Origin of the sequence: Streptomyces sp. NBC_00096, from assembly GCF_045041305.1 — a bacterium.
Taxonomy (GTDB): Bacteria; Actinomycetota; Actinomycetes; order Streptomycetales; family Streptomycetaceae; genus Streptomyces.
In genome coordinates this window covers 5869811-5896280 of sequence record NZ_CP108221.1, presented here as the reverse complement: position 1 = coordinate 5896280, position 26470 = coordinate 5869811, and the positions used below count along the sequence as shown (strand labels likewise).

Annotated in this window: 26 protein-coding genes; 7 read left to right on the top strand and 19 right to left on the bottom strand. The window is 71.8% G+C overall.

What is annotated here, in order from left to right; translation table 11 throughout:
* Positions 1-97: 97 nt before the first annotated feature.
* Positions 98-694, bottom strand: coding sequence for a bifunctional pyr operon transcriptional regulator/uracil phosphoribosyltransferase PyrR (pyrR, locus tag OG904_RS26130; RefSeq protein WP_405494955.1), 597 nt, complete (start codon positions 692-694; stop codon positions 98-100).
* Between the two features lie 249 nt (positions 695-943).
* On the opposite strand from pyrR, the gene bldD reads away from it, so the two are divergent.
* On the top strand, positions 944-1444 hold the full coding sequence (gene bldD, locus OG904_RS26125) for a transcriptional regulator BldD (protein WP_069929708.1): 501 nt from the start codon (positions 944-946) through the stop codon (positions 1442-1444).
* A gap of 163 nt (positions 1445-1607) precedes the next feature.
* Here the strand turns inward: bldD and nusB are convergent, their stop codons facing one another.
* The 13 genes from nusB to OG904_RS26060 all read right to left on the bottom strand — a co-directional run bounded on the left by nusB (position 1608) and on the right by OG904_RS26060 (position 14533).
* On the bottom strand, positions 1608-2045 hold the full coding sequence (gene nusB / locus OG904_RS26120; protein WP_405494953.1) for a transcription antitermination factor NusB: 438 nt from the start codon (positions 2043-2045) through the stop codon (positions 1608-1610).
* Between the two features lie 2 nt (positions 2046-2047).
* Positions 2048-2614 carry an elongation factor P gene (efp, locus tag OG904_RS26115; RefSeq protein WP_328297637.1) on the bottom strand — a complete coding sequence of 189 codons (567 nt, stop codon included), beginning with the start codon at positions 2612-2614 and terminating at the stop codon, positions 2048-2050.
* Positions 2615-2673: 59 nt separating this feature from the next.
* Complete coding sequence (locus OG904_RS26110) at positions 2674-3783, bottom strand: M24 family metallopeptidase (protein WP_405494950.1); 1110 nt, start codon at positions 3781-3783, stop codon at positions 2674-2676.
* A 108-nt stretch (positions 3784-3891) separates the two neighbouring features.
* The gene (locus tag OG904_RS26105; protein ID WP_405494948.1) at positions 3892-4755 is read right to left on the bottom strand and encodes an AAA family ATPase; all 864 of its coding nucleotides are present in this window, start codon (positions 4753-4755) and stop codon (positions 3892-3894) included.
* Positions 4756-4851: 96 nt separating this feature from the next.
* Complete coding sequence (gene aroB / locus OG904_RS26100) at positions 4852-5943, bottom strand: 3-dehydroquinate synthase (protein ID WP_405494946.1); 1092 nt, start codon at positions 5941-5943, stop codon at positions 4852-4854.
* Positions 5940-6422, bottom strand: a complete 483-nt coding sequence (locus OG904_RS26095) for a shikimate kinase (RefSeq protein WP_405498274.1) — start codon at positions 6420-6422, stop codon at positions 5940-5942. Before OG904_RS26095 ends, aroB begins: the two co-directional genes overlap by 4 nt.
* Positions 6423-6466: 44 nt before the next feature.
* Complete coding sequence (gene aroC, locus OG904_RS26090; protein WP_405494944.1) at positions 6467-7651, bottom strand: chorismate synthase; 1185 nt, start codon at positions 7649-7651, stop codon at positions 6467-6469.
* 181 nt (positions 7652-7832) lie between these two features.
* Positions 7833-8660, bottom strand: a complete 828-nt coding sequence (locus OG904_RS26085; protein WP_405494942.1) for a shikimate dehydrogenase — start codon at positions 8658-8660, stop codon at positions 7833-7835.
* Positions 8661-8666: 6 nt separating this feature from the next.
* Positions 8667-10421: an endolytic transglycosylase MltG gene (gene mltG, locus OG904_RS26080; RefSeq protein ID WP_405494940.1), complete on the bottom strand. Its 1755-nt coding sequence runs from the start codon at positions 10419-10421 to the stop codon at positions 8667-8669.
* 128 nt (positions 10422-10549) lie between these two features.
* A complete protein-coding gene (ruvX, locus tag OG904_RS26075) occupies positions 10550-11020 on the bottom strand; it encodes a Holliday junction resolvase RuvX (protein WP_215032993.1) in 471 nt (156 codons plus the stop codon).
* A 2-nt stretch (positions 11021-11022) separates the two neighbouring features.
* Positions 11023-13692 (bottom strand): alanine--tRNA ligase, encoded by a 2670-nt coding sequence (alaS, locus tag OG904_RS26070; protein WP_405494938.1) that lies wholly within the window; start codon positions 13690-13692, stop codon positions 11023-11025.
* Entirely contained in the window at positions 13692-14084 is a 393-nt protein-coding gene (locus tag OG904_RS26065) for a DUF6167 family protein (protein WP_405494936.1), read from the bottom strand. The genes alaS and OG904_RS26065 overlap by 1 nt, the downstream gene beginning before the upstream one ends.
* A gap of 8 nt (positions 14085-14092) precedes the next feature.
* Positions 14093-14533, bottom strand: a complete 441-nt coding sequence (locus OG904_RS26060; protein ID WP_405494934.1) for a DUF948 domain-containing protein — start codon at positions 14531-14533, stop codon at positions 14093-14095.
* A 168-nt stretch (positions 14534-14701) separates the two neighbouring features.
* Between OG904_RS26060 and OG904_RS26055 the strand changes: the two genes are divergently transcribed.
* Positions 14702-16984 carry an ATP-binding protein gene (locus tag OG904_RS26055; protein WP_405494932.1) on the top strand — a complete coding sequence of 761 codons (2283 nt, stop codon included), beginning with the start codon at positions 14702-14704 and terminating at the stop codon, positions 16982-16984.
* Positions 16985-17019: 35 nt separating this feature from the next.
* Here OG904_RS26055 and rpsD read toward each other — a convergent pair whose 3' ends face one another.
* Positions 17020-17631 carry a 30S ribosomal protein S4 gene (rpsD, locus tag OG904_RS26050; RefSeq protein WP_008740451.1) on the bottom strand — a complete coding sequence of 204 codons (612 nt, stop codon included), beginning with the start codon at positions 17629-17631 and terminating at the stop codon, positions 17020-17022.
* A gap of 55 nt (positions 17632-17686) precedes the next feature.
* Between rpsD and OG904_RS26045 the strand changes: the two genes are divergently transcribed.
* Entirely contained in the window at positions 17687-18580 is an 894-nt protein-coding gene (locus tag OG904_RS26045; RefSeq protein WP_405494930.1) for a DUF2470 domain-containing protein, read from the top strand.
* Positions 18581-18594: 14 nt separating this feature from the next.
* Here the strand turns inward: OG904_RS26045 and OG904_RS26040 are convergent, their stop codons facing one another.
* The 3 genes from OG904_RS26040 to OG904_RS26030 form a co-directional block, all read right to left on the bottom strand.
* On the bottom strand, positions 18595-19302 hold the full coding sequence (locus OG904_RS26040; protein ID WP_405494928.1) for an HNH endonuclease family protein: 708 nt from the start codon (positions 19300-19302) through the stop codon (positions 18595-18597).
* Between the two features lie 91 nt (positions 19303-19393).
* On the bottom strand, positions 19394-20749 hold the full coding sequence (locus OG904_RS26035) for a replication-associated recombination protein A (protein WP_405494926.1): 1356 nt from the start codon (positions 20747-20749) through the stop codon (positions 19394-19396).
* Between the two features lie 53 nt (positions 20750-20802).
* Positions 20803-21423 carry a vitamin K epoxide reductase family protein gene (locus OG904_RS26030; protein ID WP_405494924.1) on the bottom strand — a complete coding sequence of 207 codons (621 nt, stop codon included), beginning with the start codon at positions 21421-21423 and terminating at the stop codon, positions 20803-20805.
* A gap of 137 nt (positions 21424-21560) precedes the next feature.
* On the opposite strand from OG904_RS26030, the gene OG904_RS26025 reads away from it, so the two are divergent.
* The 4 genes from OG904_RS26025 to OG904_RS26010 are packed head-to-tail and all read left to right on the top strand — an operon-like array spanning position 21561 to position 25141.
* Positions 21561-22478, top strand: a complete 918-nt coding sequence (locus tag OG904_RS26025; RefSeq protein WP_405494922.1) for an ABC transporter ATP-binding protein — start codon at positions 21561-21563, stop codon at positions 22476-22478.
* Positions 22475-23305 carry an ABC transporter permease gene (locus tag OG904_RS26020; RefSeq protein ID WP_405494920.1) on the top strand — a complete coding sequence of 277 codons (831 nt, stop codon included), beginning with the start codon at positions 22475-22477 and terminating at the stop codon, positions 23303-23305. The genes OG904_RS26025 and OG904_RS26020 overlap by 4 nt, the downstream gene beginning before the upstream one ends.
* Positions 23263-24501 carry a sensor histidine kinase gene (locus OG904_RS26015; protein WP_405494918.1) on the top strand — a complete coding sequence of 413 codons (1239 nt, stop codon included), beginning with the start codon at positions 23263-23265 and terminating at the stop codon, positions 24499-24501. Before OG904_RS26020 ends, OG904_RS26015 begins: the two co-directional genes overlap by 43 nt.
* 13 nt (positions 24502-24514) lie before the next feature.
* On the top strand, positions 24515-25141 hold the full coding sequence (locus OG904_RS26010; RefSeq protein WP_405494916.1) for a response regulator: 627 nt from the start codon (positions 24515-24517) through the stop codon (positions 25139-25141).
* Between the two features lie 61 nt (positions 25142-25202).
* Here the strand turns inward: OG904_RS26010 and hisS are convergent, their stop codons facing one another.
* Entirely contained in the window at positions 25203-26462 is a 1260-nt protein-coding gene (gene hisS, locus OG904_RS26005) for a histidine--tRNA ligase (protein ID WP_405494914.1), read from the bottom strand.
* Positions 26463-26470: the final 8 nt, after the last annotated feature.

Genomic DNA, 26470 nt, shown 5'->3' with positions numbered 1-26470 from the left:
GGTGCTCCGTAAGTCGGGAGGGCAGACAGGCGGGCTTTGAGGTGCGGCAGGGCAGACTTCGGCGCGGACCCCCGAGGGGCCCGCTGACGCGTACGGGCTACTGCCCCGCTGCCCGGGCGGTCCGCTGGCCGAGCAGCACGGCGTCGCGGCCGTCCTCCTCCTGGAGCTGGACCTGGACGTTCTCCCGCAGCGAGGTGGGGAGGTTCTTGCCGACGTAGTCGGCGCGGATCGGCAGCTCGCGGTGGCCGCGGTCGACGAGGACGGCGAGCTGGACGGCGCGGGGCCGCCCGATGTCGCCGAGGGCGTCGAGGGCGGCGCGGATGGTGCGGCCGGAGAAGAGGACGTCGTCGACGAGGACGACCAGGCGGCCGTCGATGTCGTCGCCGGGGATCTCGGTGCGGCCGATCGCGCGGGCCGGCTTCATCCGGAGGTCGTCGCGGTACATGGTGATGTCGAGGGAACCGACCGGGATCTTGGCACCGGTGATCTCTTCGAGCTTGGCGGCCAGCCGGCGGGCGAGGAAAACACCGCGGGTGGGAATGCCGAGGAGCACCACGTCGTCGGCACCCTTGGCGCGTTCGACGATTTCGTGGGCGATGCGGGTGAGGACCCGTGCGATGTCCTGCGCTTCGAGAACGGGGCGCATGGCATCGGCGTCCGCAATGGGCTGAGCCTGGCTGTGCTGAGTGTCCATGAAAAGGACCTCCTTCTCCGCCTCACGGGACGGACCTTAAAGGACGTCTGATCTACGGGCTCCACGGTACCAGGGGGAATCCGGCGGCCGCGCATCGGGGCAGCCCAGGACCCCTCTTAAGTGGGCGATGGAGACCATTCGGCTTGACGCATCCAAGTAACGCTGCGTAACCTCACAGTGAGTTACCAGCCGCGCGGCGGAGCCGTACAGCGTCCATGTCGTCACAGCGTCACAGCGTCCGGGAGCGTTATGTCCAGCGAATACGCCAAACAGCTCGGGGCCAAGCTCCGCGCCATCCGCACCCAGCAGGGCCTTTCCCTCCACGGTGTCGAGGAGAAGTCCCAGGGCCGGTGGAAGGCCGTGGTGGTCGGTTCCTACGAGCGCGGGGACCGTGCCGTGACCGTCCAGCGTCTGGCCGAGCTGGCGGACTTCTACGGGGTGCCGGTGCAGGAACTGCTGCCGGGCACGACCCCCGGCGGAGCGGCCGAGCCGCCGCCGAAGCTGCGCCTCGACCTGGAGCGCCTGGCCCACGTACCCGCTGAGAAGGCCGGCCCGCTGCAGCGTTACGCGGCGACCATCCAGAGCCAGCGCGGCGACTACAACGGCAAGGTGCTCTCGATCCGCCAGGACGACCTGCGCACCCTCGCCGTCATCTACGACCAGTCCCCCTCGGTCCTGACCGAGCAGCTCATCAGCTGGGGCGTGCTGGACGCGGACGCGCGTCGCGCGGTGGCGCACGAGGACATTTAGGACTTCCAGGTCCCAGCAGAAACGTACCGGCGGATGCCGGGAGCCGAGAGGCTCCCGGCATCCGCCGGTTTTTGCGTCCGCGCCCGGTGTCCGTCCGGGCGTACGACGGAGGGCCCGCAGCGCGTGCGCTGCGGGCCCTCCGTTCACGCCTGACCGGCGCGCATCAGCTCTCGCTGCGACGCAGCTTCGGCTTGAGGTCCTTGAAGCGGCCGAGCAGTCCGTTCACGAACGAGGGCGACTCGTCCGTGGAGAACTCCTTGGCCAGCTGAACGGCCTCGTCGATGGCCACGGCGTCCGGGGTCTCGTCGACCCAGATCAGCTCGTAGGCACCGAGGCGCAGGATGTTCCGGTCCACGACCGGCATGCGGTCGAGGTCCCAGTCCACGGCGTAGGTGACGATCAGATCGTCGATGCGGTCCACCTTGTCGGCGTACCCCTCGACGAGTTCCATGGTGAACTCGTTCACCGCGGGCTGGCGGTCGGTGTCCGACCGCGAGTGGCGGATCCAGTCCGCGAGGACCTCGCGCACGGACACCCCGCGCTGGTCGGCCTCGAACAGGATCTGGAAAGCGCGCTTGCGCGCGTTGCTCCGGGCAGCCACGGTTAGCTGTTCACCCGGCCGAGGTAGTCGCTCGTGCGGGTGTCGACCTTGATCTTCTCACCGGTGTTGATGAAGAGCGGGACCTGGATCTCGTGACCGGTCTCCAGCGTCGCCGGCTTGGTGCCACCGGTGGAGCGGTCGCCCTGGACGCCCGGGTCGGTGTGCTGGATGGTCAGCTCGACGGCGGCCGGGAGCTCGACGTAGAGCACCTCGCCCTCGTGGCGGGCCACGGAGGCGGTGAAGCCCTCGATCAGGAAGTTGGCGGCGTCGCCGACGGCCTTCTTGTCGACCATCAGCTGGTCGTAGTCCTCCATGTCCATGAACACGAAGTACTCGCCGTCCATGTAGGAGAACTGCATGTCGCGGCGGTCGATGGTGGCCGTCTCGACCTTGGTGCCGGCGTTGAAGGTCTTGTCGACGACCTTGCCGGACATGACGCTCTTCAGCTTGGTGCGCACGAAGGCCGGGCCCTTGCCGGGCTTGACGTGCTGGAACTCGACGACGGACCAGAGCTGGCCACCGTCGAGCTTGAGCACCATGCCGTTCTTGAGGTCGTTCGTGGAAGCCACGGTTTGGGAATCTCCTGCACTGGAAGACCACGGGTGCGCGCACAGCCCGGCGGTGCGGGCTAGAGCGCGAGCAGCTCCTTGGTCGTAATGGTGAGTAGCTCGGGACCGCCGTCCGCCTCGGGGCGCACGACGAGCGTGTCATCGATCCGGACACCGCCCCGGCCAGGGAGGTGAACCCCCGGCTCGACGGTGACCGGCACGCAAGCGTCCAGTTTACCCATGGCCGTAGGTGCAAGCTGCGGGTCCTCGTCGATTTCGAGACCGACGCCGTGTCCGGTCCACGCGGCGAGGGCCTCGCCGTGACCTGCGGAGTCGAGTACGGAGCGGGCCGCGTGATCCACGTCTCGGTACGCGGCCCCGGGCAGCAGGGCCTCGCGGCCGGCCCGCTGGGCGGTGAAGACCAGGTCGTACAGCTCGATCTGCCAGTCGGCGGGGGTCGTACCGATCACGAAGGTGCGGCCGATCTCGCAGCGGTAGCCCCGGTAGTTGGCGCCGAGGCAGACGGAGAGGAAGTCGCCCTCCTCCACCCTGCGGTCGGACGGCCGGTGCCGGGAGCGTCCGGAGTGCGGGCCCGTGCCGACCGAGGTGGGGAAGGCCGGGCCGTCGGCCCCGTGGTCCACCAGGCGGCGTTCCAGCTCCAGGGCCAGGTGCCGTTCGGTGCGGCCCACCAGGATCGATTCCAGCAGCTCTCCGAGGGCCTGGTCGGCGATCTCGGCGGCGATCCGCAGACAGGCGATCTCCTCCTCGTCCTTGACGAGGCGCTGCTGCTCCACGGCGGTCCCGAGGTCGGCCAGCCGCAGCCCGGGCGCCACGGAGCCCAGGGCCCGGTGCCGGCCGACGGTGAGGTGGTGTTCCTCGACCGCCAGGGAATCCGCGCGGGCGAGCGAGGCCGCGTCGGCCGCCGCGACGGCGGGATCCGCGCCGGGGCCGGCCAGCACGGAGAGCCGCAGGTTCTCGTCGAGCCGTCCCTCGTCGGCCTCCCCGGTGGGCGCTCCGGCGCAGAACAGCATGTCCTCACCACCCGGTCCGACCAGCAGGACGGCGCCCAGCGGCGACGCCCCGGAGAGGTAACGGACGTTCGCCGGACGCGTGATGAGTGCGGCGGCGATTCCGGCGGCCGCACAGCGGTCGCGAAGCAGGCCCCGGCGGGCCGCGTACACGTCTGACATGTTTTCGAGCCTACGAGTGCGGCGCACATCCGGCCTGGTGAGCGCGGCCGTCCGGGGATCCGGCGGGAGCGGCGCACGGGACCCGGCAGGCGGCCAGGCAGGCGGAGCTCAGTGGGCCGGGGCCGAAATGACCCGCGCCAGGGTCTCGTCCAGCGCGCGGGCGGTGCCCTCGACGTCGAGGTGGGAGTTGTCGATGATCGGCAGCCCGGACCCGTACCAGCCGGCCATGCGGCCGTGGATCCGCGCGACCTCCTCGTCGGAGAGCCGCCGGTTGCCGGAGCGGGCGGCATTGCGCTCCAGGACTATCTCGAGGCCGGGCAGCAGGACCACCGGCAGCAGCGCGGGTCCCACATGGCGCTTCCAGCCGCCGAGGCCCACCACCGGCCGGTCCGGGAACACGGCGTCGTCGAGGATGCAGGAGATCCCGTTGGCCAGGAAGTTGCGGGCGGCGAAGCCGCAGGTGCGGCGGGCGAGGCGGTACTGGGCCTCGGAGTGGTCGTTCCAGCCCGCCTGGGGGTCCGCGAAGCCCGAGCACACCCATTCCCGTACGTCGTCCAGGCTGATGTGCGCGGTGGGGACGGGACGGGTGCCGGCCCAGTGGCGGGCCACGGTGGTCTTCCCGGCGCCCGCGGGGCCGATCAGCAGCACCGCGAGGGTGGCGCCGCCGGTGCCGGGGACGGCGGGGGGCAGCGGGAGGTGCCCGGTGGCCCCGTCCGGCACGCCCGGTATCGGCGGGGGCACGGGCGACCCCGGCACGGGCGACCCCGCCGCGGGAAACCCCGGCGCGGGAAACCCCGGCATGCCGGACCCCGGCACGGGAGGCCCCGGCACGGGAGACCCCGGCCCCGGAGGCACGGGCCCCGCAGGCAGGGGCCAGCCCCGCACGGGGGCTGCCTGCGGCCGCTGCGGCGCCGCCGCCGGGTGCTGACTCCCCGGCGGCTCCCAGCCCCCGCCTGCCACTCCCTGGTGCATCCGCGGCTACTCCGTCTCGTTCCAGCACGACTGATGCGAGAACGTTATATGACCCCGGAGGCCCGAAGGGTCATCCGGTCACGCGGTTGGACCGGCTCAGGCCGTGACTTCACCGAACGCCGCCACGAGGACCGCCGGGTCCGGACCCTCCAGGACGGTCGGCTTGGCCAGCCCGTCCAGGACGATGAAGCGCAGCAGGTCACCGCGGGACTTCTTGTCGAGCTTCATGGTCTCCAGCAGCTTGGGCCACTGGTCGCCGCGGTAGGTCAGCGGCAGCCCCACCGAGGCGAGGACGGCCTTGTGCCGGTCGGCCGTGGCGTCGTCGAGCCGGCCCGCCAGCCGGCCGAGCTCCGCGGCGAAGACCATCCCGACCGAGACGGCCGCGCCGTGGCGCCACTTGTAGCGCTCGTTCTTCTCGATGGCGTGCGCGAGGGTGTGCCCGTAGTTGAGGATCTCCCGCAGGCCCGACTCCTTGAGGTCGCTGGAGACCACGTCGGCCTTGACCTGGATGGAGCGGCAGATCAGCTCGGCCGTGTGCGGCCCGGCGGGCGTGCGCGCGGCCTCGGGGTCCGCCTCGATCAGGTCGAGGATCACCGGGTCGGAGATGAATCCGGCCTTGATGATCTCGGCGAGACCGCTGACGTAGTCGTTGACGGGCAGCGACTCCAGCGCCGCCAGGTCGCAGAGCACGCCGGCCGGCGGGTGGAAGGCGCCGACGAGGTTCTTGCCCTCGGCGGTGTTGATGCCGGTCTTGCCGCCGACGGCCGCGTCCACCATCGCCAGGATGGTGGTCGGTACGGCGATCCAGCGCACGCCGCGCAGCCAGGAGGCCGCGACGAAGCCCGCGAGGTCGGTGGAGGCTCCCCCGCCGACGCCGACGATGACGTCGGTGCGGGTGAAGCCGGACTGGCCCAGCGCCTTCCAGCAGTACGCCGCCACCTCGGCCGTCTTGGCCTCCTCGGCGTTCGGCACCTGGATGGCCACGGCCTCGTACCCCTGGGCGGCGAGGTCGTCGCGCAGGGCCTCACCGGTCGAGGCGAGGGCCTCGGGGTGGATGACCGCCACCCGCTGGGCCTTCGTACCGATCAGGGAGCCGAGCTCGCCGAGCAGCTGCCGGCCGACCAGCACCTCGTACGCGTCGTGCCCGGCACTCGCGCCGACCTGGATCCGCGTCACCTGGTCTGTCATGCGTTCTTCAACTCCAGAGCGTCGAGGACCGCCTGGGCGACCTCTTCGGGGGTGCGGTCGTCGGTGGCCACCACGACGCGCGCGACTTCGGTGTACAGGGGGCGCCGGGCCTCCATCAGCTCGCGCCACTGACGGCGCGGGTTGACGGCGAGCAGCGGGCGCGCGGCGCCGAGGCCCACGCGCCGGACCGCTTCCTCGACGTCCATCGAGAGGTAGGCGACCGGCAGCGCGGTCAGCAGCTCGCGCGTCTTCTCGTCGAGGACGGCGCCGCCGCCGAGGGCGAGGACCCCGTCGTGTCCGGCGACGGCGGCGGCGACCGCCTCCCGCTCCAGCTCACGGAAGTACGGTTCGCCCTCGTCCACGAAGATGTCGGAGATCTCCCGGCCCTGGGCCGCGACGATGTCGGCGTCGGTGTCCCGGTAGGAGACGCCGAGCCACCGCGCGATCAGTTCGCCCACGGTGGACTTGCCGGACCCCATGGGGCCGACGAGGACGACCAGGGGGCCGGTGCTCGGGTTCGCGCTCACCGGATCTGCAGGTTGTCGAGGTAGGAGCGGACGTTGCGACGGGTCTCGGGGACCGAGTCGCCGCCGAACTTCTCCACGACGGCGTCGGCCAGCACCAGGGCGACCATGGCCTCGGCCACGATGCCCGCGGCGGGCACGGCACAGACGTCGGAGCGCTGGTGGTGCGCGACGGTGGCCTCGCCGGTGGCCACGTCCACGGTCGCGAGGGCCTTCGGCACGGTCGCGATCGGCTTCATCGCGGCGCGTACGCGCAGCAGCTCACCGGTGGTCAGACCACCCTCGGTGCCACCGGAGCGGCCGGTGGTGCGCTTGATGCCCTCGGGGGTGGAGACGATCTCGTCGTGCGCCTGCGAGCCGGGTACGCGGGCGAGGTCGAAGCCGTCGCCGACCTCCACGCCCTTGATGGCCTGGATGCCCATGAGCGCGGCCGCGAGGCGCGCGTCGAGGCGGCGGTCCCAGTGCACGTGCGAGCCGAGGCCGACGGGCACCCCGTAGGCGAGGACCTCGACGACGCCGCCGAGGGTGTCGCCGTCCTTGTGGGCCTGGTCGATCTCCGCGACCATCGCCTTCGACGCGTCGGCGTCGAGGCAGCGCACCGGGTCGGCGTCGAGCTTCTCGACGTCGGCGGGGGTCGGGTAGACGCCGTACGGGGCCTTCGCGGCGGCCAGCTCCACGACGTGGGAGACGATCTCGATGCCCGCGACCTCCTTGATGAAGGAGCGGGCGATGGCACCGAGGGCGACACGGGCGGCGGTCTCACGGGCGCTGGCGCGCTCCAGGATCGGCCGGGCCTCGTCGAAGCCGTACTTCTGCATGCCGGCGAGGTCGGCGTGGCCGGGACGGGGCCGGGTGAGCGGCGCGTTGCGGCCGGTCTCCTTGAGCTCCGAGGGGTCCACGGGGTCGGCCGACATGACCTTCTCCCACTTCGGCCACTCGGTGTTGCCCACCATCACGGCGACCGGGGAGCCGAGGGACAGACCGTGGCGGACACCGCCGAGGAAGGTCACCTCGTCCTGCTCGAACTTCATCCGGGCACCGCGGCCGTAGCCGAGCCGGCGCCGGGCCAGGTGGTCGGCCACCAGCTCGGTGGTGACCGGAACGCCGGCGGGAAGACCCTCCAGCGTCGCTACCAGAGCCGGGCCGTGAGATTCCCCGGCCGTCAGCCAACGCAACCTGCTCAACGATGCTCCTCATGCTCGCGCCTGATCCAGCGACGGCGCGACCGGGTGCGCGGCCCGGACCCGCCTTCACCCCCGATCCTCCCATGTCCGGGCCGGTGCACCGCCCTCCGGTCCAACTGCCGGACGGCGGCGCACCCGCCCGCACGGCGGCCAGTGGATCAGGAAGGGGTCCGGGTCCCGCTCAGTGACGGGCGCGCAGGGCCGCCTCGCCCGCGGCCCGCATGGCCGCCAGCGGGCCCGGGGTCCGGCCGGTCATCAGCTCGACCTGGAGCACGGCCTGGTGCACGAGGAGGTCGAGGCCGCCGAGGAGATTGCCGCCGCGTTGCGTCCAGGCCGCCGCGAGGGGCGTCGGCCAGGGGTCGTACAGCACGTCGAAGAGGGTGCCCGGGGCCGCGGGCACGGCGCCGGCCAGCCCGTCCGTGGCGCCGGCCGGGGTGGTGGCGATGACCAGCGGCGCGCTCAGTGCCTCGGCCGCCCGCGACCAGTCGGCCGTGCGGACGTCCACACCGAGCCGCTCGCCCCACTCGCGCATCTCGGCGGCCCGGTCGGCGGAGCGTACGTACGCGGTCACCTGGCCGGAGCAGATCCGCGCCAGGGCGGCGAGCGCCGAGGAGGCGGTGGCGCCCGCGCCGAGGACGGCGGCGGACTCCACCTTCTCCACGCCCCGCTCGCTCAGGGCGGCCAGCAGGCCGGGGACGTCGGTGTTGTCCCCGAGCTTGCGGCCGTCCTCGGTGAAGACGACCGTGTTGACCGTCTCCACGGAGGCGGCCGTGTCGCTGATCCCGTCGAGCAGCGGGATGACCGCCCGCTTGAGCGGCATGGTCAGCGACAGCCCGGCCCACTCGGGGCCGAGGCCGGCGATGAACCCGGGGAGCGCGGCCTCGTCGATCTCGAAGCGGTCGTACGACCGGTCGTCGAGGCCGAGCTCCTGGTACGCGGCGCGGTGCAGCACCGGCGAGAGGGAGTGCTCGATGGGCGAACCCAGCACCGCGGCCCGTATCCGTGACATGTCCTGCTACCCGCCGTTCTTCTGCTTCTGCCGTTCCTGGAACTCGGCGACGAGCTTCAGGTGCTCTTCGTAGGTCTTGGTGAAGGTCGTCTTGTTGCCGTCGACCGACACGAAGAACATCCAGCCGCCGTGGTCGGGGTTGAGCGTAGCGGTCAGCGCGTCCAGGCCGGGGTTCCCGATCGGGCCGGGGGGCAGGCCCGTGACGTTGTGCGTGTTGTAGGGGTGGACGAACGCCTTCGCCTCGGTGAGGTTGAAGTTGATCTCGTTCTGACCCTTGGCGTAGTTGTACGTCGAGTCGAACTGGAGCTTCCGGTTCGTGACGTCGTTGGTCTTCTTGAGGCGGTTGTAGACCACCTCCGACATCTTCCGGAAGTCGTCGTGGTTCTTGCCCTCGGCGTTGACGAGGCTGGCGACCGTGATCACCTGGAGCGGGTTCTCCAGACCCAGCTCCTTGGCCTTGCCCTCGACACCGAGCTCCGTGTACTTGTCGGTCGCGTTCTTGACCATCTGCTTGAGCAGGGACTCGGGGGTGCTGTCCTTGGTCAGGTCGTAGCGCATCGGGTACAGGAAGCCCTCGAGCGGGTCCATGATCTTCGGGTCGTTGTTCGCCCACGCCGGCAGGCCGAGGTTCTTGGCCTCGCGGAAGGCGATGTCCTTGGTGGTGCCCTCGGGCTTTTCGAGCTTGCGGTCGATCGCCGCGTAGACCGTGGCGTTGCGCATGCCCTCGGCGATGGTGATCACGTGGAGCTTGGAGGGGTCGGTCATGACCTCGACCACCGAGGCGGCCGACATCTTCTTCTTCAGCGGGTAGATGCCCGGCTGGATCGATTTGCCCTTGGGATTGTTGCCCGCGGCGTCCACGAAGGCCTGCGCGCTCGCGACCACGCCGGCGTCCTTGAGGATGCGGCCCATCTGGCCCAGGCCCGCGCCCTTGGGGATCTCCACGTCGACGGCCTCGTCGACGCCGGAGCCCGCAAAGTCCTCGGCGGCGCCGAACTTGGCCTTCAAGTAGTCGTAGCCGTAGTAACCGCCACCGCCGACCACGCCGACGATGACCACGGCCGCGATGAGGCAGGCCGTGCCGCTGCGCTTCTTCGGTTTGCCGCCGGACCGGCCCGACCGGCGGCCGCCGCGCCCGCCGTCGTCGCCCTCGTCACCGTCGTCGCCACCGCCGCCCGCCGGGAACGAGTCCGCGGGCTCGTCGGTCCTGGCGGCCTCTTCCTGCCACTGCTCCTCCGGCTCCAGGTGCCGCCGGCCCGGGGGCCGCGGCGGCGGGAAGGCCTCGGGGGTGCCGTAGAGGTCGGGAGTCTCACCGGGATAGCCGCTGGTCTGCTGCTGGGCGTACGGATCCGCACCCGCGTACGGGTCGGCCGCCTGCGGGACACCGGCGTAGTGGACCTGACCGGTGTCCCAGACCTGGCCCTGGCCCCCGTACGTCTCCTGGTGCTGCTGGGGGTGCTGCTGTTGCGGGTACTGCTGGGCCTGCGGGTACTGATCGGGGTACTGCTGGGCCTGCGGGTACTGGCTCTGCTGGCCCTGCTGGCCCTGCTGGTACTGGCCGGGCTGCTGCACGTACTGAGGCTGCTGCGCGTACTGCTGCTGGGGGTACGGGAGCTGCGGCTCCTGCTGGTACTGCTGCGGATCGCCGGCGTAAGGCATCTGACCCTGCTGGGCCTCGTGCCCGGTCCACCCCTGGTCCCCGTACTGCGGGTCCTCGGGGTGCCACGGTTCGGAGCCAGGGCCCCGGCCATACTCAGTCATCGATCCCCTAGCGCGACGCAGGGCGTTGGCCGCGACTCCGACTGCCGCGACGCACGGTTCCGCCACTTTCTCATAGGCGACGACTGTTCGAATGCCGTCACATCGCGCGGAACGTTACCGTATCGCGATCAGACAACCACTTCGACGCACTCGCCAGGCGGATTACCTGATACCCGTTCGGTCTCCAGAGCGTTCTGCAGGATCACCACGGCGGCCGCCTGGTCGATGACCGACCGGCCCTTCTTCGCGTTCCGCCCCGCGGCCCGCAGGCCCTGCGCGGCGGTGACCGTCGTCATCCGCTCGTCCACCAGACGCACCGTCACGGGCTTGATGCCCTTGGCGAGTTCCATGGCGAAGGCGCGGCACTTGGCCGCGGCCGGCCCTTCCCGCCCGCTGAGCGAGCGGGGCAGACCGACCACCACCTCGATGGGCTCGTACTCCGCGACGAGCTGCCGCAGCCGCCGGTGGGCGAAGGGGATGTCCCGGCCCGGAACGGTCTCCACCGGTGTGGCCAGCACCCCGTCGGGGTCGCAGGAAGCGACCCCGATCCGGGCGTCCCCGACATCGATGGCCAGTCGGCGGCCGCGGCGCAGCGTCATCTTCAGGCCGTCTCGACGACGAGGCGCTCGACGGCGCTGATGGCGTCCGGGATGGCGGCCGGGTTCTGGCCGCCGCCCTGGGCCACGTCGGGCTTGCCGCCACCGCCGCCACCGAGGGTCTTGGCGGCCGTACGGACCAGGTCGCCGGCCTTGAGGCCGCGCTCGCGGGCGGCCTCGTTGGTGGCGATGACGGTCAGCGGGCGGTCGTTCGCCGTGGTGAACAGGGCCACGACGGCCGGGCGGTCGCCCTGGATGCGACCACGGACGTCGAGGACCAGCTTGCGCAGGTCATCGGCGCCGGTGCCGTCCGGGACGGTGCCCACGACCAGCGCGACACCGCGGATGTCCTGGGCGCCGGCGGCGAGACCGGCGGCGGCCTGGAGGACCTTCTCCGCGCGGAACTTCTCGATCTCCTTCTCGGCGTCCTTCAGCTTGCCGAGCATGGAGGCGATCTTCTCCGGCAGCTCCTCGGGGCGGCCCTTGACCAGCTCCTGGAGCTGGGCGACGACCGTGTGCTCCTTGGCGAGGAAGTTGTACGCGTCCACGCCGACGAGGGCCTCGACGCGGCGCACGCCGGAGCCGATGGAGGACTCGCCCAGCAGCTTCACCAGGCCCAGCTGGGCGGTGTTGCCGACGTGCGTGCCGCCGCACAGCTCCTTGGAGAAGTCGCCGATGGTCACGACGCGCACGCGCTCGCCGTACTTCTCGCCGAACTCGGCGATGGCGCCCTGCTTCTTCGCCTCGTCGATGCTCATGATCTCGGCGGTGACGTCGAGCTCGCGGGAGAGCACGTCGTTGATCTTCTGCTCGACGTCGGTGAGGACCGAGCCGGGGACGGCGTTCGGCGAGCCGAAGTCGAAGCGGAAGCGGCCGGGCGAGTTCTCGGAACCGGCCTGGGCGGCCGTGGGGCCGAGCGCGTCGCGCAGCGCCTGGTGGGTCAGGTGCGTGGCCGAGTGGGCGCGGGCGATGGCCCGGCGGCGGCTGACGTCGATGGCGGCGTACGCGGAGGCGCCCACCGTCACCTCGCCGACCTGGACGGAGCCCTTGTGCACGGAGACGCCCGGGACCGGCTGCTGCACGTCGCGGACGACGATGACGGCGCCCGAGTCGAGCTTGATCCGGCCCTGGTCGGCGAGCTGGCCGCCGCCCTCGGCGTAGAAGGGGGTGCGGTCGAGGACGACCTCGACCTCGTCGCCCTCGGAGGCGGCGGGCGCGGAGACGCCGTTGACCAGGAGGCCGACGATGGTGGACTCGCCCTGGTTGGTGGCGTAGCCGGTGAACTCGGTGGCGCCGGAGCCGTCGGCGATCTCCCGGTAGGCGGACATGTCCGCGTGGCCGGTCTTCTTGGCCTTGGCGTCGGCCTTGGCCTTGTCCCGCTGCTCCTGCATCAGGCGGCGGAAGCCGTCCTGGTCCACGGAGAGGCCCTGTTCGGCGGCCATCTCCAGGGTCAGGTCGATCGGGAAGCCCCAGGTGTCGTGGAGCAGGAACGCCTTGTCGCCGGCCAGGACCGAGCCACCGGTGGCCTTGGTCTCGGTGATGGCGGTGTCGAGGATGTTCGTGCCGCCGCGCAGGGCCTTCACGAAGGCGGCCTCTTCGGCCAGCGCGACGGTCTCGATGCGCTTGCGGTCGGTCACGAGCTCCGGGTACTGCTGCCCCATGGTGTCGATGACCACGTCGACCAGGTCCTGGATGACCGGCCCGGTGGCGCCCATGAGGCGCATGTTGCGGATGGCGCGGCGCATGATGCGGCGCAGCACGTAGCCGCGGCCCTCGTTGCCGGGGGTCACGCCGTCACCGATGAGCATGGCGGAGGTGCGGATGTGGTCGGCGACCACGCGCAGCGAGACGTCCGTGCCCTGGGCGGCGCCGTACTGCACGCCCGTCAGCTCGGTGGCCTTGTCCATGACCACGCGCAGGGTGTCGGTCTCGTACATGTTCTGCACGCCCTGCAGGATCATGGCGAGACGCTCGAGACCCAGACCGGTGTCGATGTTCTTCGACGGCAGGTCGCCGAGGATCGGGAAGTCCTCCTTCCCGTCGCCGGCGCCGCGCTCGTACTGCATGAAGACCAGGTTCCAGATCTCCACGTAGCGCTCGTCGTTGACGGCGGGGCCGCCCTCGACGCCGAACTCGGGGCCTCGGTCGTAGTTGATCTCCGAGCAGGGACCGCAGGGGCCCGGGACGCCCATGGACCAGAAGTTGTCCTTCTTGCCCAGGCGCTGGATGCGCTCGGCCGGAACGCCGATCTTGTCGCGCCAGATGGCTTCGGCCTCGTCGTCGTCGAGGTAGACCGTGATCCAGAGCTTCTCGGGCTCGAGGCCGTAGCCGCCGTCCGCCACGGAGCTGGTGAGCAGCTCCCAGGCGTACTTGATGGCGCCTTCCTTGAAGTAGTCGCCGAAGGAGAAGTTGCCGCACATCTGGAAGAACGTGCCGTGGCGGGTGGTCTTGCCGACCTCTTCGATGTCCGGCGTACGGACGCACTTCTGCACGCTGGTGAGCGTGGGCGCGGGCGGCTTGACCTCGCCGAGGAAGTACGGCTTGAAGGGCACCATGCCCGCGGGCACCAGCAGCAGAGTCGGGTCGTCCGCGATGAGCGACGCCGAAGGGACAACGGTGTGACCGCGCTCCTCGAAGAAGCTCAGCCAGCGGCGGCGGATTTCAGCCGACTCCATCAGTGGTCCTCATTCCGGTTGTACGAACCCGTCGAGCGGTTCTCGCGGTTCGAGTGGTGCGTGGTGGTCTGGTCGTACGTGTCGTACGCGTCCTGCGGGTCGCGCCCGATGGCCCGCAGCCTTCGCGGTCCGGGCAGGGCGGTGACGTTGCCGGGCAGCTCGGGGTCCTGGTGGAGCCCCAGTGCGTCGTTCAGCTCGTCCTCGCGCTGCGACATCCCCGACTTGACGTCGAGGGCGAAGTCCTTGAGGCGGTGGCCCGCCTCCAGTGCCTTGTCGGCGGCCTGGGCGGCGAGGCTCTCCGGCGTCAGCTTCTTGAGCTGCCGGTTGACCTTGGTGGTGGCCCACACGCCGGCGGCTGCGCCGGCGGTGAACCAGAAGGCTCGGCGGAACATCGGAGGTCTCAGCCCTTCTGCTTCCGACGCCGCGGCGCCGGCACGGCGCGGCCGACGATCACGGTACGCCGGGACGTCTTGCGCGGCACGTCTTCGGGCGTCCCGCCGGTCTTGCCCAGCGCCTTGCGGACGCCGTAGCCGAAGGCCGCGACCTTGACGAGCGGGCCGCCGAAGGTGGACGCCACGGTGGAGGACAGCGCGGAGGCGTTGGAGGTGACTTCCTGCACGTCGCTCGTGATCGCGTCGACCCGGTCGAGCTGGGTGCGGGCGGAGCGGACGGTCGTGGAGGCGTCCGCGAGCAGCGGGACGGCCTGGTCGGTGACGTCGGCCACCAGCTTGGTGGTCGCCTTGAGCACCTGGGCCAGCCTCACCAGCACCACGGCGAGGAACGAGACCAGAATGGCCCAGAAGACGGCCACGAGGATCCCGGCCACCTCTCCACCGGACACGTCACACCGCTCTCTACACATTGATCACTAAGCGAAAAAGTCGTCCTCCGACCCTATCGCGCCGGAGATCCGCCGACGTACCGGAATTCGGGTGCGTCACCCGTGCCGGGCAGCCGGACCCGCCCCGCCTTGTACGCAGCGCATCCGGACCAGTACCCTCCGTGTCCCATGCGACAGAGACCCATTCCACGACGGACTCCGGGCAATCTTCCCTCGGACCTGAGCGGCTTCGTCGGGCGGGGTGGCGAACTCGCCGAGCTGGCGAGGCTGCTGGAATCCTCGCGGCTGGTCACGGTCACCGGTGCCGGCGGGGTGGGCAAGACCCGCCTGGTGCTGGCCGCGGCCAGGGCGGCCGCGGACGCGGCGGCGGGTGCGGTCCCCGGCGCGGCCGGCCGCGCCGAGCCGGGCGAGCCCGGCGACCCGGTGCAGGAACGCTACTGCGACGGCGTGTGGCTGGCCGAGCTGGCCTCCGTACGGGACCCGGCGCTGCTGGAGCTGGCCCTGGCCGAGGCTCTCGGGCTGAGCGACCAGACCACCCGGCCGCCCCGGACGGTGCTCGCCGAGCACCTGGCCGAGCGGCGGCTCCTGCTGGTCCTGGACGGCTTCGAACAGCTGGTCGAGGAGACCGCCGACCTGGTACGGGACCTCCTGCGCCGGTGCCCCGGCCTGCGCGTGCTCGCCGCCGGCCGGCGCCCGCTGACCCTGGACGGGGAGCTGTCCTGGCCGCTGGCCCCGCTGGACCCCGAGGACTCCCTGGCCCTGCTGATCGAGCGGGCCGCGGCGGCCGACCCGGCCTTCGCGCTGACGGAACGCAACCGGGCCGACCTGGCCGAGCTGTGCGCCCGGCTCGACGGCCTGCCGCTGGCGCTGGAGCTCGCGGCGGGCCGGCTGCGCACGCTCTCCGCGGCCCAGGTCCTGTCCCGGCTGGAGGACCGCTTCGCCCTGCTGACGGGCGGCTCCCGCGGTGCGCTCCCCCGCCACCGGGCGCTGCGCACGGCGATCGGCTGGAGCCACGAGCTCTGCACGGCCGCGGAGCGGCTGCTCTGGGCGCGGCTCTCGGTGTTCGCCGGTCAGTTCGACCTGGACGCCGCCGAATACGTGTGCGCGGGTCCGGACCTGCCGGTGGACTCGGTGCTGGACCTGGTCGGAGAGCTGCTGGGGCAGTCCCTGCTGGTCCGGGAGGAGACGGCGGCCGGGGTCCGCTACCGGATGCTGGAGACCGTACGGATCTACGGCGCGGGCTGGCTGGAGTCACTGGGCGACGCCGGGCGGCTGCGGCGCAGGCACCGGGACTGGTACATGGGCCTGGCGACCTGGTGCGAGCTGGACTGGTTCAGCCCGCGCCAGGAGGAGGTGGCCGCGCTGGTGGAGGCGGAGCTGCCGAACCTGCGGCTGGCGCTGGAGTGCTGCCTGGACGAGCCCGACGAGCTCCACCTCGGCCAGTACCTGGCGGGCACCCTCTGGTTCTACTGGGCGGGCTGCGGCCGGCTCACCGAGGGCCGGCACTGGCTGGACCGGACCCTGGAGGGCGCCGGGCGCGCGCAGGCGCCGGATGCGGAGCACGAGTACGAGAGCTCCCGGCTGAAGGCGCTGTGGGTGCTCGGGTACGTCGCGGCCCTGCAGGGCGACTCGGTGGCCTCGATGAGTGCGCTGTACGAGTGCCGGGACGGGGCCGCGCGCAGCGGGAACCCGGTGGCGGGCGCGTACGCGGTGCACCGGATGGGCTGCCTGGCACTGATCTCGGACGACATGGTGCGGGCCGGGGAGCTGCTGGGCTCGGCGCTGGGGCGCTACCGGGAGGCCGGCGAGCTGAACAGCAACGTGCTGATGTGCCAGGTGGAGCTGGCGATGGCGATGGCCTTCCAGGGGGATCTGGCGGGCGCGCTGTCGCTGTGCGAGGAGGTCCGGGACATCTGCGAGGAGCGCGGGGAGCGCTGGACCAAGGCGTACGCCCTCTACGTCCTCGCGTACGCGGCGCTGGACGCGGGGGGCACGGCCGAGGCGCGGCGGCTGCTGACCGAGTGCGTGGCCATCAACCACAGGTTCCGCGACCTGGTGGGCCTGGTCCTGGCGGTGGAGCTGCTGGCGCTGGTCACCGTGTCCGAGGGGCATCCGGCGGAGGCGGCGGTGCTCCAGGGCGCGGCGGAGCCGATGTGGGACGGGGTCGGGATGCGGCTGTTCGGCTCGGGGTACTTCAACGCCCCGCGACTGATGTGCCAGGAGCGGGCGGGCGAGCTGCTGGGCGCCGAGCGGTACGCGTCCTGCGCCCGGCACGGGCGGACGCTGCCGGTGGAGGAGCTGGTGGAGCGCGCCCTGCGGGGGCCGGAGCCGGCTCCGGCGGCGCCGGGACCGCTGCCGCGGCCGCGCGGGGCGGCCGACCGGCCGCTGGCGCGCACCGGGGTGAAAAGCAGGAAACCCGCCGGTTCCCCCGAGGGGGAACCGGCGGGCTGACCAGTCTGTTGAGACTGCGTCCGCTGGGCTCTAAATCAGCGGGCGTAGTACTCGACGACGAGCTGCTCGTCGCAGATGACCGGGATTTCCTTGCGGTTCGGGTCGCGGTCCAGGCGGAAGGCCAGGGCCTTCAGGTTGACCTGCAGGTAACGGGGGGTCTCGCCCTCGCCTGCGTAGCCACCCTCACGGGCAACCTGGAACGGAACCTTCTCGCGGCTGCGCTCGCGCACCGTGATGACGTCGTCCGGACGGACGCGGAACGACGGCTTGTCGACCTTGTCGCCGTTGACCTCGATGTGGCCGTGAACGACCATCTGGCGGGCCTGGTAGATGGTGCGGGCGATGCCCGAACGCAGAACCAGGGCGTCGAGACGACGCTCGAGCTCGACGACCAGCGCCTCGCCCGTCTTGCCTTCGGCCTTCTTGGCGCGGTCGTACGCGCGGGCCATCTGACGCTCAGAGATGTCGTACTGAGCGCGCAGACGCTGCTTCTCCAGCAGACGAACCTTGTAGTCCGAGTTCTGCTTGCGGCCACGGCCGTGCTCGCCCGGCGGGTAGGGGCGGGCCTCGAAGTACTTGACGGCCTTCGGGGTCAGCGCAATGCCGAGGGCACGCGACTTCTTGACCTTGGGTCGCTTCTGGTTCACGTGGAACCTACCTCCATGTAAGTTAGGTGAGGCTTACCTTAGCGAGGAGGACGTAATGTCTCGACCACATGGGATCCCCCTGCCCAGTGCGCACCGAAGTTCAGATCCAAACGAAACAGGATCTGCTTTCGGCGACGATAGGCAAGGTCAGCCGCGTCCCAGGGAAGGCGTTCGGCAGCTCACCGGAGCCGAACGCGTACGAACCCTCGTAGAGTCCAACGCCTCAGTATCCCTCACGCTCCCCGGTGCTCTTGACCAGGGGGAGTTCGGAACAGGGGTGCCGGCCGCGAGGACCGTCACACCGGACGGGGACGTGCTTCTCCTGGTATCAGGGGAATCCGCGGCTGCCAGAGCGGCCGCTCACGCCCAGGACGACGACCTCACCGCCGTGATCGAGATCACGGATGTGGCGCCGGTGTCCGTGCCCCATCGTATCCGAGGCCGCGCCTGGCTCGCCGGGTGGCTCACCCCCGTGCGCGGAGAGGCCGACCGGGCCGCCTGCGCACGGCTGCTGGCGGAGCGCCACCCGGTCGGCGAGCTCCTCGGGATGGCGGAGCCGCTGGGCGCCGTGCACTCCGGGCGGCCCGCGTGGATGCTGCTGCGCCTGGAGGTCGGCGAGATCTCGGTGGACGACCTGTGGGGCGCCGAGCACGTGGACCCGGAGCTGCTGGCCGCGGCCGAGCCCGACCCGATGGTGGCGCACGAGACGGAGCTCCTGCAGCACCTGGCCTCCTCGCACGGCGACCGGATGGCTGACCTGCGCGGGCTGCTCGGCACGCGGGAGACGGCGGACCTCACGGCGGTCCCCCTCGCGCTGGACCGGCTGGGCCTGCGGGTGCGGTTCACGGGACCGGGGCCGGGATCGGCCTTCGACGCGCGCTTCGACTTCCCGGAGCCGGTGACCGACGTCTGCGAGCTGCGCCGGGCGATGCGCACCCTGTTCGCGTAGGCCGTCCGGGGCAGCTAGGGGCAGGTGCCGAGCATCTCCTGCAGGGCCTGCTTCTCGGGCGGGGTCACGGACAGCCCGTACTTCGCCTTGATCCCGGTGTAGCGCCGCGCGTACTCGCACCAGTAGCTCTTCTGGGGCGGCTTCCACTTGTCGGCGGTCTTGCTGCTCTTGTCGTAGTTGGTCTGCTTGTCCACGGCGAGCAGCACGTCCAGGTCGTTGGCGTACTCCAGCCGGCGCTGCGGGGTCCAGGCGTACGCGCCCGCGCGCCAGGCGGCGCCGAGGGCCACGACGTGGTCGGTCTGGATCTGCGAGGCGCGGCGGTAGTAATAGGGGAGCTCCTTGCCCGTGTACGGGTCCTTCAGCACCCCGGAGAGCACGACGCACGGGTTGCGGTCCCCCTCGCGCAGTTCCCCCAGGTCCCTGCGCAGGACGTCGTCCCGGGTGTCGCACCCGTTGCGCCCGCCGACGGCGTCGGTCTCGTCGGACCAGTACTTGCCGAAGTTCTCGCGCTCGTACGTCTCCCAGTTCTTGCCCCACTCCACCTTGAGCCCGCCCAGCCGGGTCCTGGCGGTGGCCGCGTCCGGCGGGAACCCCGCGCTCGTGAGCGGCACCTGCGCGAGCAGTGCCGCGGCGCGGGCGTGGGTGATCTCGCCGTCCCCGTGGTGGCACCCGCTGACCAGCAGGGCGGCCGCGAGGGCGATCAGCGGAGCAGGACGTCCCATGGCTCGGAGCCTAGGCCCCGCCCCCGGACCCGGCACCCCGACACGACGCCCGCTGCGCGGACCCCGGCGGCCCCGGGAGCGGCGCCGCAGGTCAGGACCCGCCGCCCCGCAGCCGCTCCCGGACCTTCTCCACCACGTCCGCGTACCGCGCCTCCGCGCCGTACCGCGTCGGTTCGTAGTACTGCTTCCCGTGCACCTCGTCCGGCGCGTACTGCTGCGCGGCAATGCCGCCCGGCACGTCGTGCGGGTACACGTACCCCACCGCGTGTCCCAGCTTCGCCGCCCCCTTGTAGTGCCCGTCCCGCAGGTGCGCCGGGACGGACCCCGCCAGCCCCGCCCGGACGTCCGCCAGCGCCGCACCGATCGCGGTCGTGGCGGTGTTCGACTTCGGGGCCAGCGCCAGCGCGATCGTCGCGTGGGACAGGGTGAGCGCCGCCTCCGGGAAGCCGATCATCGCCACCGCCTGGGCCGCGGCCACCGCGAGCGGCAGGGCCGTCGGATCCGCCAGCCCGATGTCCTCGCTCGCCGAGATCATCAGCCGCCGCGCGATGAACCGGGGGTCCTCCCCCGCCTCGATCATGCGCGCCAGATAGTGCAGCGCCGCGTCCACGTCCGAGCCCCGGATCGATTTGATCAGCGCGCTCGCCACGTCGTAGTGCTGGTCGCCGTCCCGGTCGTACTTGACCGCGGCCCGGTCGACGGCCTCCTCCACCGTCTGGAGGCTGATCTCCGGCTCGCCCTTGGCGATCGCCGAGCCCGCGCCCGCCTCCAGCGCCGTCAGCGCCCGCCGCGCGTCGCCGCCGGCGATCCGCAGCAGGTGCGCCTCCGCGTCCGGCGGCAGGGTGACCGCCCCGCCCAGACCCCGTTCCTCGGTCAGTGCCCGGTGCATCAGCGCACTGAGGTCCTCGTCCGTCAGCGGCTCCAGCGTCAGCAGGAGCGAGCGCGAGAGCAGCGGGGAGATGATCGAGAAGTACGGGTTCTCGGTGGTCGCGGCGATCAGCGTGACCCATCGGTTCTCCACGGCCGGCAGCAGCGAGTCCTGCTGCGCCTTGCTGAAACGGTGGATCTCGTCGAGGAAGAGGACGGTGTCCTTGCCGTACCCGCCGGCCGCGCGCTTGGCGCCCTCGATGACGGCCCGTACCTCTTTCACACCGGCCGTGATCGCGGAGAGCTCCACGAACCGCTTCTTCGTCGCCTGGCTCACCACGTAGGCCAGCGTGGTCTTCCCGATGCCCGGGGGGCCCCAGAGGATCACCGAGGAGGCCCCGGCCGGGCCCCCCGCCCCGTCCCCGACGAGCCGCCGCAGGGGCGAGCCGGGCTTCAGCAGGTGCTGCTGGCCGACGACCTCGTCCAGGGTGCGCGGGCGCATCCGGACGGCGAGCGGAGAACTGGAGGGGTCCTTCGCCTGGCGGTCTTCGGCGGCGGCGGTGAAGAGGTCTGGTTCCACACCGGAAGCCTATGCGAGGCCACCGACAGGCCCGGCCGTCGCGCCCGCCGGGCTCAGGAGGTCCAGAAGTCCCACCAGCGGGTCAGGATCAGCATGCCGATGATCCCGATGTGCAGGACGGGCAGGACCCAGGTGAACTCGTCGAAGAAGGCGCGCAGCCAGCCGGGGGCCCCCAGCAGGCGGTGGCGGACGTTGTGCGCGGTGACGTACCAGAACATGACGATGGTGGCGACCCAGGCCAGGCAGCACCACAGGCACAGCGAGTTGATGTTGTAGAGCGACTGGTACATCAGCCAGGTGCAGAAGCCGACGCCGAAGACCATCCCGGCGTTCAGCGTCAGCCAGTACCAGCGCGGGAACCGCGCCCCGGCGAGCAGGCTCATGCCGACGCAGACGACGATGCCGTAGGCGACGAGGCCCAGCATCGGGTTCGGGAAGCCGAAGGCCGACGCCTGGTCGCTCTTCATGATGTTGCCGCAGGAGACGATCGGGTTCAGGCTGCAGCCCGGCGTGAAGTTGGGGTCTTCCAGCAGCTTGAACTTGTCGATCGTGATGACCCAGGCGGCGAGCAGTCCCGCGGCTCCCGTGATCACCAGCAGCAGGGCCAGCGCCCGGCCGGCGCCGACGGCCGTCCGCGGCCCGGCGGTATCCGTATCGGTCCCTCGTGTCGTCATCCCGCCCGCTCCACATCTGCAAGGTCAACAAGCACGGGCCATTGTGCCGTACGCCACCGGCTGTCCACCGTTCGACGGACATAAGGAGGTACGCACGGGGGGACCGGTGGACGCGCTTCCGGCACACCATGTGAGGCATGACACGGAACGCGGTGGAAGTGCGGGGGCTTCGCAAGCAGTACGGCGACGTCACCGCGGTGGACGGACTCGATCTGACGATCCGGCAGGGCGAGGTCTTCGGCCTCCTCGGGCCCAACGGCGCCGGCAAGAGCACCACGGTGGAGATCCTGCAGGGGCACCGCGCGCGGGACGGCGGTGAGGTATCGGTCCTCGGCGCCGACCCCGCCCGCGGCGGCCGGGCCTGGCGCTCGCGCGTCGGGATCGTCTGGCAGGACGAGTCGGCGCCCGCCGAACTCACCGTACGGGAGACGGTCGAGCACTTCGCCCGTTACTACCCGGCCCCGCGCGATCCGGCGGAGGTCATCGCCCTCGTCGGCCTGGAGCACAAGCGCGACCAGCGGGTCAAGGCACTCTCCGGCGGTCAGCGCCGCCGCCTCGACGTGGCGCTCGGCGTCATCGGCGACCCGGAGCTGCTGCTCCTGGACGAGCCGACCACCGGGTTCGACCCGGCGGCCCGGCGCCAGTTCTGGGATCTGATCCGGCTGCTCGCCGACGGCGGCACGACCATCGTCCTGACCACGCACTACCTGGAGGAGGCCGAGGCGCTCGCCGACCGCCTCGCGGTGATCGCCCGCGGCAAGGTGGTGGCCGAGGGGGAGCCGGCCGGGCTCCGCACCCGCTTCGGTTCCGGCGCCACCGTCGAGTGGACCGACCCCGACGGCACCCCGCGCAGTACCGCCACCGAGACCCCCACCCGCGTCGTCGCGGAGCTGATGGCCCGCTTCGACGGCGAGATCCCCGGTCTGAAGATCGGCCGCCCCACCCTGGAGGACGTGTACCTGCGCCTCACCGGCCAGCTCGACCGGCCCGCACAACCGCCCCTGCCCGCCCAGCCCGGCGTATCCGCCGCCGCACAGCCGGAGGAAGCCCGATGAGCACCGACGTCGCCAAGGCCGCCGCCGCCCTGCCCGGCACCTGGTCACTGGGCCTGAGCCGCGGGGCCCTGGAGCTCAGGCAGTTCTCCCGCCAGCGGGACGCGGTGATCTTCACCTTCGCCTTCCCCATCGTCTTCCTCACCCTCTTCGCCTCCATCTTCAGCGGCACCGTCGAGGGCACCGGGGTCACCGCCTCCCAGCTCTACGCGGCGGGGATGGTCGCCGCCGGGATCATGTCCACGAGCTTCCAGTCGCTCGGGATCTCCATCGCCGTCGAACGGGACGAGAAGGTGCTGCGCCGCCTGCGCGGCACCCCGATGCCCCCGGCCGCGTACTTCCTCGGCAAGGTCTGGATGGTGCTCGTCACCGGGCTCGCCGAGACCGCGATCCTGCTGCTCGTCGGCGCCACCCTGTTCGGCCTCGACCTCCCGTCCACCGCCGGCAAGTGGCTCACCTTCGCCTGGATCTTCGTCCTCGGCCTGGCCGGCTGCGCCCTGCTCGGCATCGCGATCAGCAGTCTGCCCAAGTCCGGCAAGAGCGCGAGCTCGGTGGTCGTCCTGCCCTTCCTGGTCCTCCAGTTCATCTCCGGGGTCTACATCCCGGTCAACCAGATCCCCGACTGGCTGCTGAACATCGGCGCGCTGTTCCCGCTCAAGTGGATGTGCCAGGGTCTGCGCGGGGTGTTCCTGCCCCAGTCGGCGGCCGTACTCGAGCAGAGCGGCGGCTGGGAGTACGGAAAGGTCGCCCTGGTCCTGGGCGCCTGGGTCATCGGAGGGCTGGTGCTGTGCCTGCTGACCTTCAAGTGGAAGAGCCGCCGCGACGGCTGAGGGGCTTCGCCCGGGCGGCCGGAGCGCGCGAGTCCCACGTCTGGGACCGCGCGTTCGGGCCGTGGGACCTCTACTTCGCGGTCGTCTGGCTCGCGACCGCGGCCTTCGTCCTCGGCGCGGACTTCCCCGCGCTGTCGTACCGGGTCCTCGCCGTCGGCCTGCTCGCCCTCCTGGTCCCCTGGTACCCCTGGGCCGGGCGCCCGCTGCTCCTGCTGGCGCCCGGCGCCCGACCCGGGCGCTCCGCCCGCTACCTGGGCGTGGCGCTGGCCCTCTTCCTGCCGGCCGCCTCCCTCGCCGGCGAGACCCGGCTCATCACCTTCGCCCTCGCCCCGCAGTGCTTCATGCTGCTGCCGCTGCGGCGCGCGATCGGCGCGGTGGCGCTGGTGTCCCTGCTGCCGGTGGCCGGCTGGGCGCTGCTGTGGCGGCCGGACGCGAGCGCCGTCTTCGTCAGCGCGATCGGCGCGATCGTCACCTGCGCCTTCTCCGGCTTCTTCGGTGCCTGGATCATCCGGATCATCGAGCAGAGCCAGGACCGGGCCTCGCTCATCGCGGAACTCGACGCCAGCCGGGAGGAGGTGGCCCGGCTGTCCGCCGAACGCGGCGCCCACGCGGAAAGGGAACGCATGTCCCGCGAGATCCACGACACCCTCGCCCAGGGCTTCACGAGCCTGCTGATGCTCGTCCAGGCCGTGCAGTCGGAGCTGGACACCGACCCCGGGCAGGCCCACCGCCATCTGGAGCTGATGGCGGTCACCGCCCGGCAGAACCTGGCCGAGGCCCGCGCCCTGGTCGCGGGCGGCGCCCCCGCCGACCTCGACGGCGGTTCGCTGCCCGACGCGGTACGCCGTCTCGCGGCCCGGCAGGACCCGCCGGCGGCCGTCACGGTCACCGGGGAGGTCCGCCCGCTGGCGGCGGTGCTCGAGGTGGTGGCCCTGCGGTCCTGCCAGGAGTCCCTGGCGAACGCGGCCAGGCACGCGGGGCCCCGGGCCCGCTGCACGCTGTCCCTGTCCTACGGTGGCTCCGAACTGACCGTCACGGTCCGGGACACCGGGCGGGGCTTCGACCCGGCGGCCCCCTCGCCGGGCTACGGCCTGCGGGGCCTGCGCGCCCGGGCGGCGGAGGTCGGCGGCACCGCGGCGATCGGCAGCGCCGCCGGGGCCGGCACCACCGTCACCGTCACCCTCCCGATCCGCTGAGGAGCCGTACGACATGATCCGCATCCTGCTGGCCGACGACCACCCGGTGGTTCGGGAGGGCCTGCGCGGCATGCTCAGCGCCGAGCCGGACCTGGAGGTCGTCGCCGAGGCCGCGAACGGCCCGCAGGCGGAGGCACTGGCGGCCCGGCTGGTCCCGGACCTGGACCTGATCCTGATGGACCTGCGGATGCCGGGCGGGGACGGGGTCGACTCGATCGCCCGCATCACGGCGGCCCGGCTGCCGGTGCGGGTGGTGGTGCTGACGACGTACGAGGAGGACCGGGACATCCTGCGCGCGGTGGAGGCGGGTGCGGCGGGCTACCTGCTCAAGGACATGGCGCGGGCGGAGCTGGCGGACGCGGTGCGGGCGGCCGTGCGCGGCGAGACGGTCCTGGCCCCGACGGTGGCGGGGCGCCTGCTGGACCGGCTGCGCACCCGCCCGGAGCAGCCGCGGCTCTCCGACCGGGAGGTGGCGGTGCTCCGGCTGGTCGCGGAGGGCGCGACGAACGCGGAGATCGGCCGCCGCCTGTTCGTGGCGGAGTCCACGGTCAAGACCCACCTGCTGCGGGTCTTCGCGAAGCTGAAGGTCACGGACCGCACGGCGGCGGTGACCACGGCCATGCGGCACGGCCTGCTGTGAACGGCGGCCGCCGCGCGGGTCCGGGCAGCGCCCGGAAAGCCCCGCGCGGCGACCGCCGCCGTCAGGCCAGCTTCGCCCGGACCGTGTCCACCACATCGGCCAGGGCCACCGGAACCTGCTCCCCGGACTCCATGTCCTTCAGCTGGACCACGCCCTCTTCGAGGTCCCGGTCCCCCGCGACCAGCGCGAACCGCGCCCCGCTGCGGTTGGCGTCCTTCATCGCGCCCTTGAGGCCCTTGCCCCCGTAGGAGATGTCCGCGGCCACACCGGCCCGCCGCAGCTCGGTCACCAGACCGAACAGCACCGGCTTCGCCCCGCCCAGCGCCACCGCGAAGACGGAGGTCGCGGCCGGGATGTCCAGCGCGACGCCCTCGGCTTCGAGCGCCAGCACCGTACGGTCCACACCCAGCGCCCAGCCCACCGAAGGCAGCGCCGGCCCGCCGATCATCTCGGAGAGGCCGTCGTAGCGGCCGCCGCCGCCGACCGCAGACTGGGAGCCCAGACCGTCGTGCACGAACTCGAAGGTGGTGCGCGTGTAGTAGTCCAGACCGCGCACCAGCTTCTCGTCGTCCTCGAACACGACCCCGGCCGCCGTCACCAGCGCCCGCACCTCCTCGTGGTACGCCTTGCAGGCGTCGCAGAGGTAGTCCCGCAGCATCGGCGCGCCGACCAGCTGCTTCTGGACGGACTCCCGCTTGTCGTCGAGGACGCGCAGCGGGTTGATCTCGGCCCGGCGGACGGTGTCCTCGTCCAGGTCCAGCCCGCGCAGGAAGGCCTGGAGGGCCTCCCGGTACACCGGACGGCACTCCTTGTCGCCCAGCGAGTTGAGCAGGATCCGGAAGTTGCGCAGGCCCAGCGAGCGGTACGCCTGGTCGGCCAGGATGATCAGCTCGGCGTCCAGCGCCGGGTCCTCGGCGCCGATCGCCTCGGCGCCGACCTGGGAGAAGTGGCGGTAGCGGCCGGCCTGGGCCCGCTCGTAGCGGTAGTACGAGCCGGAGTACCAGAGCTTGACGGGCAGGCCGCCGAGCTTGTGCAGGTTTCCCTGGAGCGCCGCTCGGAGCACGGAGGCGGTGCCCTCGGGGCGGAGGGCCAGCTGGTCGCCGCCCTTCGTCGTGAGGGTGTACATCTCCTTGCTGACGATGTCGGTGGACTCGCCGACACCGCGGGAGAACAGCTCGACGTTCTCGAAGCCGGGGGTCTCCACGTACCCGTAGCCGGAGTTCTTCAGGGGCGCGGAGATCGCCTCGCGCACCGCCAGGAAGGTGGCGGAGCGGGGCGGCAGCAGGTCGTACGTGCCCTTGGGGGCCTGAAAAGTACTCACGAAACTCT